Source organism: Pseudomonas sp. NFX15, from assembly GCF_049132105.1.
GTDB lineage: Bacteria > Pseudomonadota > Gammaproteobacteria > Pseudomonadales > Pseudomonadaceae > Aquipseudomonas.
The window spans coordinates 21,304-28,023 of sequence record NZ_JAFMPV010000045.1 but is presented as its reverse complement, the minus strand read 5'-3'; the positions used below and the strand labels follow the sequence as shown (position 1 = coordinate 28,023).

Here is a 6,720-nt window from a genome sequence, read left to right as displayed (position 1 = left end):
TATTTGAAATCGCCATCGCCGGCAAGCCGGCTCCTACAGGTTTGACTACGTGCTGTCAGAACGTGTTGCCGGCACCCAAAGCGGGTGTGCGGTCGAACAGCGCCGCGCGAATCCGCCCTTTGTGATACCCGCGATCGCCCCAGACCTTGTCCAGTGCCCAGGCGCGTTTCATGAACAGATGCAAGTCGACTTCCCAGGTGTAACCCATGGCGCCGTGGGCCTGGATGGTGTTCTTCGCCGCGAGCATGGCCGCCTCCGCGGTCGCCAGTTTGGCGTGAGACACAAACACGTCCGCCCGCGGTTGCTGCTCGGCGACGGCAGACGCGGCGCGATACAACGGGCCCTTGGCGAATTCGATCTGTACCGCGACGTTGGCCATCAAGTGCTTGACCGCCTGGAACGAACCGACCGGTTTGCCGAACTGCTTGCGTTCGAAGGTGAAGTCCACCGCCAGATCGACCATGCGCTTGGCCAGCCCCAGCAATTGCGCGGCGCTTGCCAAGGCACCCCGGTTGAACGCTGCCGCCCACAAGCGGCGGCCCTGTTCACCGCAGGCGACGCAGGTGGCCGGTGTTGGCGTCCACTCAACCTGGAACAACTGGCGGCTCGGGTCGACCGATACGTTGCGGGTCAGGCGCACGGCATCACGCTCCAATGCGTGCACTTCATCGCCGTGGGCCAGCAACAGCAGATCGGCCACATGGGCATCGCTGACCAGTGGGTTGCCCGGCTCGGAGATGGCCAATCGCGCCCGGCCCTCGGCCACTCGCGACAGCCATTGTTGTTTGAGCGATGCGTGTTGCTCGTCCAGAGCGCCAAGCAATGGCACGCCGACCAGCATGGTCTCCACCAGCGGTTCGGGCAGGCCGGCGTAACCGCATTCCTGGGCAATCAGCACGAAGTCCAGCTCATTCATGCCCATGCCGTCCTGGGCCTCGGGCACGGTCAGCGCAGTCAGGCCCAATTCCACCAGTTGCGCCCAGAGCTGATCACTGCGCCCATTGTCGCTCTGCCACAGTTCGCGGATGCGTTCCGGGGTGACTTCGTTGATCAGGAAGCTGCGGACGTTGTCCTGAAACAGCAGTTGGTCGCGGCTGAAACTAAAGTCCATGGTCTATTCCTCAGGCACGCGGCATGCCGAGCATGCGTTCGGCAATGATGTTGCGCTGGATCTCGTTGGTGCCGGCGTAGATCGGCCCGGCCTGGGCAAACAGAAAACCGTCCAGCCAGTGGCCGACGTCACCGGCGGCCGGCGCTTCGGGCAGCAACTCGCCACGCAGGCCGAGAATGCTCAGGGCAGTGTCGTGCATGCGCTGGTCGAGTTCGGACCAGAAGATCTTGTTGGTCGACGACTCCGGCCCGATCTTGCCGCCCTGCACCAGTTGCGAGGCGGTCATGTAGGTGCTCAGGGTGTAGGCCTCGGCATCGAGCCAGGCGCGCATCACTGCTTCGCCAATCGCTGGGTCGCGGTCGGCGTATTCGCGGTTGGCCAGGTACAGTTGCACCAGACGTTTGGCGGTCTCCTGGAAACGCGCCGGTGAACGCAACAACAATCCACGCTCGAAACCGGCGGTGGACATCGCCACGTGCCACCCCATGCCTTCGCCACCGAGGGCGTTCTCCACCGGGACTTTTACGTCGTCGAAGAAGATCTCGGCAAAACCCGGCAAGCCGTTGAGCTGCGGAATCGGCCGTACGGTGATACCCGGCGTGTCCAGCGGCAGCAGGATAAAGGTCAACCCGTGATGGCGCTGGGACTGCGAGTCGGTACGGAAAATCCCGAACGCCCAATCGGCCCACACTGCGCGGGTCGACCAGGTCTTCTGGCCGTTGATCACGTAGTGGTCGCCAACGCGTTCAGCCTTGGAACGGATCGCCGCCATGTCGGAACCGGCGCCCGGCTCAGACCAGGCCTGCGCCCAGATGTCTTCGCCGATGGCCATGCGCGGCAGGAAACGCGCCTTTTGCTCCGGGGTGCCGTACTCCATCAGGGTCGGACCGAGTAGGAAGATACCGTTCTGGTTGACCCGTGCCGGGGCGCCGGAACGGTAGTATTCCTCTTCGAAAATCAGCCACTCGATCAGGTCGCAGCCACGCCCACCGAGTTCGGTCGGCCAGGTGACCATGCCCCAACGGCCTTCATTGAGCTTGGCTTCCCAGGCGCGGTGCTCGACAAAACCGGCCTCGGTGTCGAACGATTGCAGCGGTTTACTCGGTACATTGGCGGCCAGCCAGCTCCGCGCTTGCGCGCGAAAGGCTTGTTGGGCCGGGGTATAGGTCAAATCCATGAGCGTGCCTTCAGCCGTTGAATCGGGCATCGCGTTTCTCGACGAACGAGTCGCGTGCTTCCTGAGAGTCCAGTGAGCGGTAGGCTTCGAGGGTGAAGCCCTGCTCCCAGCGGTATTTGTCTTCCAGATTGCCGTCTTCGATGCCGGTCAACGCTTCCTTGGCCAGGCTGATCATGCCCGGGCTCTTGGCGGCGATGGTGCGGGCGATCTGCAACGCGGCGTCACGCAAGTCTTCGCGCTTGACCACGCGCTCCACGGCGCCCAGGCGATACGCGTCGGCGGCGTCGATCGGCTCGCCGGTGAAGTACATGTGGCGGACCTTCTGCACCGGGAACAGCCGCTGCAAATGCGCGCCACCACCCATGGCCCCGCGATCTACTTCCGGCACGCCGAAGGTGGCGCACTCGGAGGCGACGATGATGTCAGCGGCACCGCAGATGCCAATGCCGCCACCGAGCACAAAGCCGTGCACAGCGACGATCACTGGTTTCGGGTTACGGTGGATGGCCTTGAAGCTGTCGTAGTTGCCCTTGTTCACCGCGACGATCAGGTTGCCGTCGGCAGCCAGTTCCTTGATATCGACCCCGGCGCAGAAGCCCCGCCCTTCGGCACGAATCACGATCACTCGTACATCGCCGTTGCGACCCAGGCTGTCGATCTCGCTGGCGATGTCGGCCCAGCCCTGGTTGTTGAAGGCGTTGACTGGCGGGCGGTTGAACACCAGTTCGGCAATGCCGTGTTCGATGCTGACGCTAAATGGTTTCATGTCTTTCCTCTCACGACACTCGGCGGCACAGCTCGCCCAGGCGCGCTTCGGCGTCGCAGACGATCTGTTCAATCAATTGGGCGCAGCTGGGCAAGCTGTCGATGGATGCGGCGATCTGCCCGGCGGGCAACACGCCCGCGGCCGGTTGCCCGTCGACCATGGCTTTCTGGATCACCATCGGCGCGTTGGCGGCCATGATGCTTTGCGCAGCGGTCAGCTCGCCGGCACCGCGCATCTTCAATGCACTGGTCAGCAGTTGCGTCAGGCTCATGCCGGTGTGGCGGCGGTAGGCCAGGCCACTTTGCAACGCCAACAACAGGCGCTTGAGGCCGCCGCTGTTTTCCAGTTGGTTAAGCAATTCGTTGCGGATCATCCGTTGCGGCATGCCGTCGATAGCACGGCTGATGATGATCGCCGCCGGGTCCTTCACTGCCAGGTAACGCGCCAGGGTTTGCTGCGGTACCGGGCTGTCGGCGCACATCAAGAACCGCGTGCCCATGGCAATGCCTTCGGCGCCGTAGGCCAGCGCCGATACCAGCCCCTTGCCATCCTTAAATCCGCCCGCCGCTACCACCGGCACCGTGACGGCATTGACCACTTGATCGAGCAACAACGAAGTCGGCACGGAACCGGTGTGCCCCCCGCCCTCGCCGCCTTGCACGGTCACCGCATCAGCGCCCATTTCCACGGCTTTTTGCGCATGCTTGAGCGCGCCGACGGTGGGGATGCACACCACGCTGGCGTCCTTCAGACGACCAATCATTTGCTTGCCCGGCGAACGGCTGTAGCTGACCGCCCGGACTTTGTGGCGCAACACCAGCTCGACGATCTCGCCGGCATTGGCTTGGTACATGTGAAAATTCACGCCGAACGGCTGATCGGTCCGGCGCTTGGTTTCAATGATCGCCGCTTCCATGTGCTGCGGTTCGATGGTCGCCCCGGCCAAGAATCCAAAACCACCGGCATTGCCCGTGGCCGCCACCAGTGTCGGGTCGGCGACCCAGCCCATGGCGGTCTGGATGATCGGGTAACGGCAACCGAGCAATTCGGTCAGGCGAGTATTCAACGAAATCGTCATGCTCACACCTCACCCGACTTGCGCTGGGAACTGGCCATGGACTTGGCGTCGTAGCCGCCGAGACGGTCGCCAGACACCAGTTCGTTGTGGGCGTGGGCGAAGTGATGCAAGCCGAACACCATGTCCATGGTCGCGCGCTTGCCCATCAAGTCTTCGGCGTTGTTCACCGCTTGCTTGCTCAGTTGCAAACCGAGGCGCGGCATCTGCGCAATGCGCCCGGCGATGTCGAGGGTTTGTTGCTCCAGCTCGTCGCGAGGCACGATCCGGTTGAGCATGCCCATCTGATAGGCTCGCGGTGCCGGCATGCGCTCGCCGAGGAACAGGAACTCCTTGGCGATGCGCGGATTGAGTTCATGCACGTGGGCGAAATACTCGACACCGGGAATGCCCATGCGCACCACCGGATCGGCAAAGTAAGCGTCTTCGCTGGCGACGATCAGGTCGCAGACCCAGGCCAGCATCAGCCCACCGGCAATGCACGCACCCTGGACCATGGCGATGGTCGGCTTGGGCATCTCGCGCCAGCGGCGGCACATGCCCAGATAGACTTCCTGCTCGCGGGCATAGAGAAACTCGCCGCCCGGTTTGTTCACATGGTCGTACCACAGGCTGGCGCGGTCGAACGTCTTGTCGACGTCACGACCGGGCGTGCCGATGTCATGCCCGGCGGAGAAGTGCTTGCCGGCGCCACGCAGCACGATGACCTTCACTTCATCGTCATCGCAAGCCCGGCGAAACGCCGCGTCCAGCGCATAAGTCATCTGCGAGTTCTGCGCGTTGTGGAACTCGGGGCGGTTCATGGTGACCAGGGCCACCGCGCCACGCACCTCGTACAGCACCACCTCGGCCTGATTGTTATCGTTATGTTCAGCCATCACTTTTCTCCGCAACGCGTTGCTCAGCGTTGGCCTGGCGGGTTGTCTTTGAGTTGCAGGGCGCGCAGGTTGTGCGGGTCCAGGCGCTGGATCAGTTGCAACTGCTCGGCCGTGGGTTCGGCGGTGGTCGGGCAGTCATCCGGCACGTGCAGCTCAAAACCGGTGTTGTCCTGAACCTGCGCCGCCGTCACCCCCGGGTGCAGCGAGCGAATGCGCATCTGCCGCTGCGGGCCCTGGAAATCCAGCACGCACAGGTCGGTAATGATCAGGCGAATATCGATGTCGTCCAGCGACCAGCCCCGCGCCAGACGCGCCGGGTTGTAGCCGACCGAGGCGACCATATCGACCTCGCCTTCGACGAACATCCGGCGGTTGTGGCTCGGCACGCAAAACGAGTTGGCGTGGCTGATCGAGTTACCCGGGAAGCCGCGCACGCCGAGCATCTGCGCCTTGGGTTTGGCGTAGTCGCCGATGCAGGAAATGTTCGCCTGGCCATAACGGTCGATCTGGGTCGGGCCGACCAGCGCGTGGCGCTTGCCGCCCCAGACATTGTCGAAAATCCGCGAGAAACCCATCCAGCTGTCGCGCTTGGGCTCGTAGCCTTTGCGTGCGCCCAACGGCACCGGCTCGGCGACCATATAGGCTTCGGAATCGGTCATCAGCAGGTTCGGGTTGCTGGTCAGCATGGCCAAGGACGCGGCCAGGCGCGGGATCACGCCGATGCCGCTGGCCAACACCTCACCGTCTTCGCGCCAGGCTTCGGAGGCTGCGCAGATCATCAACTCAGCGAGGCTGAAATCAGTAGTGCTCATCGAAAGGCTTCCTTAGAAAATCGGCAACGGCAGTTCTCGGATCGCAGCCAGGCCGCCAACCTTGTCCAGGTACTGTTCGTGGGTGCAGTCGACGTAATCGCGCACGTAACCTTCCCAGCCATCGGCTGCTTGCACGGTGGCGTTGTAGGCCTTGAAGTGCGCGACGTCGAAACCGTACAGCGGCGCACAGGACGACGGGTGCGCCCCGCCCGGCACGTGGGCCACGGCGGTGGTCAGGTTGCGTTCCCAGAACACTTGATGTGCGTAGGCGCTGTCCTGATGGAAGTAGTCGCTGTCGACCAGCTCATCGCAGGTCACGTAGCTGTGGGTCGCGGCCCGTACGAACAGGTCGTCCATGTAGTGGTCGGGACCGCTGATCTGGCACACGCCGCGTTTGTCGGCACGGTCAACGTGGACCAGCGCCGCGTCGAGTTTGAGCGCCGGCATGGCGACCCAGTCCTTGCCATCGGCATAGGGCGAGGCGATCAACTTGATCTGGCGGTTGTGGCGCAGCACGTCAGTGCCCAGGCCCACCGCCGTAGGAATGAACGGCACATTCATCGCCGCCGCCCGCAGGCCGAGCAGCAGCATGCCTTCGTCGATTTCCATGATGTCCAGCGCAGCTTCCTGGCGTGCCTTGCGGAAGTACGGCTCCAGCGGAATGAAATCCAGCGAGACGAAGGCGAACACCAGTTTCTTGATCTTGCCCGCCGCGCAGAGCATGCCGACATCGGCACCGCCGTAGGCAACCACGGTCAGGTCCTTGAGGTCCGAGCGCAGGATCTCGCGCACCAGCGCCATCGGCTTGCGGCGCGGGCCCCAGCCACCGATACCGATGATCATGCCGTCACGCAGTTGGCCGACGATCTCGGCGGTGCTCATTTGCTTGTCCATCGTCTTG

General features: G+C 63.4%; 7 protein-coding genes. All 7 read right to left on the bottom strand.

Annotation, left to right across the window (positions count from 1 at the left end; genetic code table 11):
• Positions 1–55: 55 nt before the first annotated feature.
• The 7 genes from J1D76_RS27295 to J1D76_RS27265 are packed head-to-tail and all read right to left on the bottom strand — an operon-like array spanning position 56 to position 6,713.
• A complete protein-coding gene (locus J1D76_RS27295; protein ID WP_421141458.1) occupies positions 56–1,111 on the bottom strand; it encodes an acyl-CoA dehydrogenase family protein in 1,056 nt (351 codons plus the stop codon).
• A 10-nt stretch (positions 1,112–1,121) separates the two neighbouring features.
• On the bottom strand, positions 1,122–2,288 hold the full coding sequence (locus J1D76_RS27290) for an acyl-CoA dehydrogenase family protein (RefSeq protein ID WP_421141457.1): 1,167 nt from the start codon (positions 2,286–2,288) through the stop codon (positions 1,122–1,124).
• 10 nt (positions 2,289–2,298) lie between these two features.
• On the bottom strand, positions 2,299–3,054 hold the full coding sequence (locus J1D76_RS27285; RefSeq protein WP_421141456.1) for an enoyl-CoA hydratase family protein: 756 nt from the start codon (positions 3,052–3,054) through the stop codon (positions 2,299–2,301).
• 10 nt (positions 3,055–3,064) lie between these two features.
• Positions 3,065–4,132, bottom strand: coding sequence for an NAD(P)H-dependent flavin oxidoreductase (locus tag J1D76_RS27280; RefSeq protein WP_421141455.1), 1,068 nt, complete (start codon positions 4,130–4,132; stop codon positions 3,065–3,067).
• 2 nt (positions 4,133–4,134) lie between these two features.
• Positions 4,135–5,007: an enoyl-CoA hydratase gene (locus J1D76_RS27275; protein WP_421141454.1), complete on the bottom strand. Its 873-nt coding sequence runs from the start codon at positions 5,005–5,007 to the stop codon at positions 4,135–4,137.
• A gap of 23 nt (positions 5,008–5,030) precedes the next feature.
• Positions 5,031–5,819, bottom strand: coding sequence for a CoA-transferase subunit beta (locus tag J1D76_RS27270; protein ID WP_421141453.1), 789 nt, complete (start codon positions 5,817–5,819; stop codon positions 5,031–5,033).
• A gap of 12 nt (positions 5,820–5,831) precedes the next feature.
• Positions 5,832–6,713: a CoA transferase subunit A gene (locus J1D76_RS27265; RefSeq protein WP_421141452.1), complete on the bottom strand. Its 882-nt coding sequence runs from the start codon at positions 6,711–6,713 to the stop codon at positions 5,832–5,834.
• Positions 6,714–6,720 lie beyond the last annotated feature (7 nt).

Bases quoted from the DNA above. Each gene is read 5' to 3' on its own strand.
- J1D76_RS27285 (WP_421141456.1), bottom strand. From the start codon at position 3,054: ATGAAACCATTTAGCGTCAGCATCGAACACGGCATTGCCGAACTGGTG.
- J1D76_RS27270 (WP_421141453.1), bottom strand. From the start codon at position 5,819: ATGAGCACTACTGATTTCAGCCTCGCTGAGTTGATGATCTGCGCAGCC.
- J1D76_RS27275 (WP_421141454.1), bottom strand. From the start codon at position 5,007: ATGGCTGAACATAACGATAACAATCAGGCCGAGGTGGTGCTGTACGAG.
- J1D76_RS27290 (WP_421141457.1), bottom strand. From the start codon at position 2,288: ATGGATTTGACCTATACCCCGGCCCAACAAGCCTTTCGCGCGCAAGCG.
- J1D76_RS27295 (WP_421141458.1), bottom strand. From the start codon at position 1,111: ATGGACTTTAGTTTCAGCCGCGACCAACTGCTGTTTCAGGACAACGTC.
- J1D76_RS27265 (WP_421141452.1), bottom strand. From the start codon at position 6,713: ATGGACAAGCAAATGAGCACCGCCGAGATCGTCGGCCAACTGCGTGAC.
- J1D76_RS27280 (WP_421141455.1), bottom strand. From the start codon at position 4,132: ATGACGATTTCGTTGAATACTCGCCTGACCGAATTGCTCGGTTGCCGT.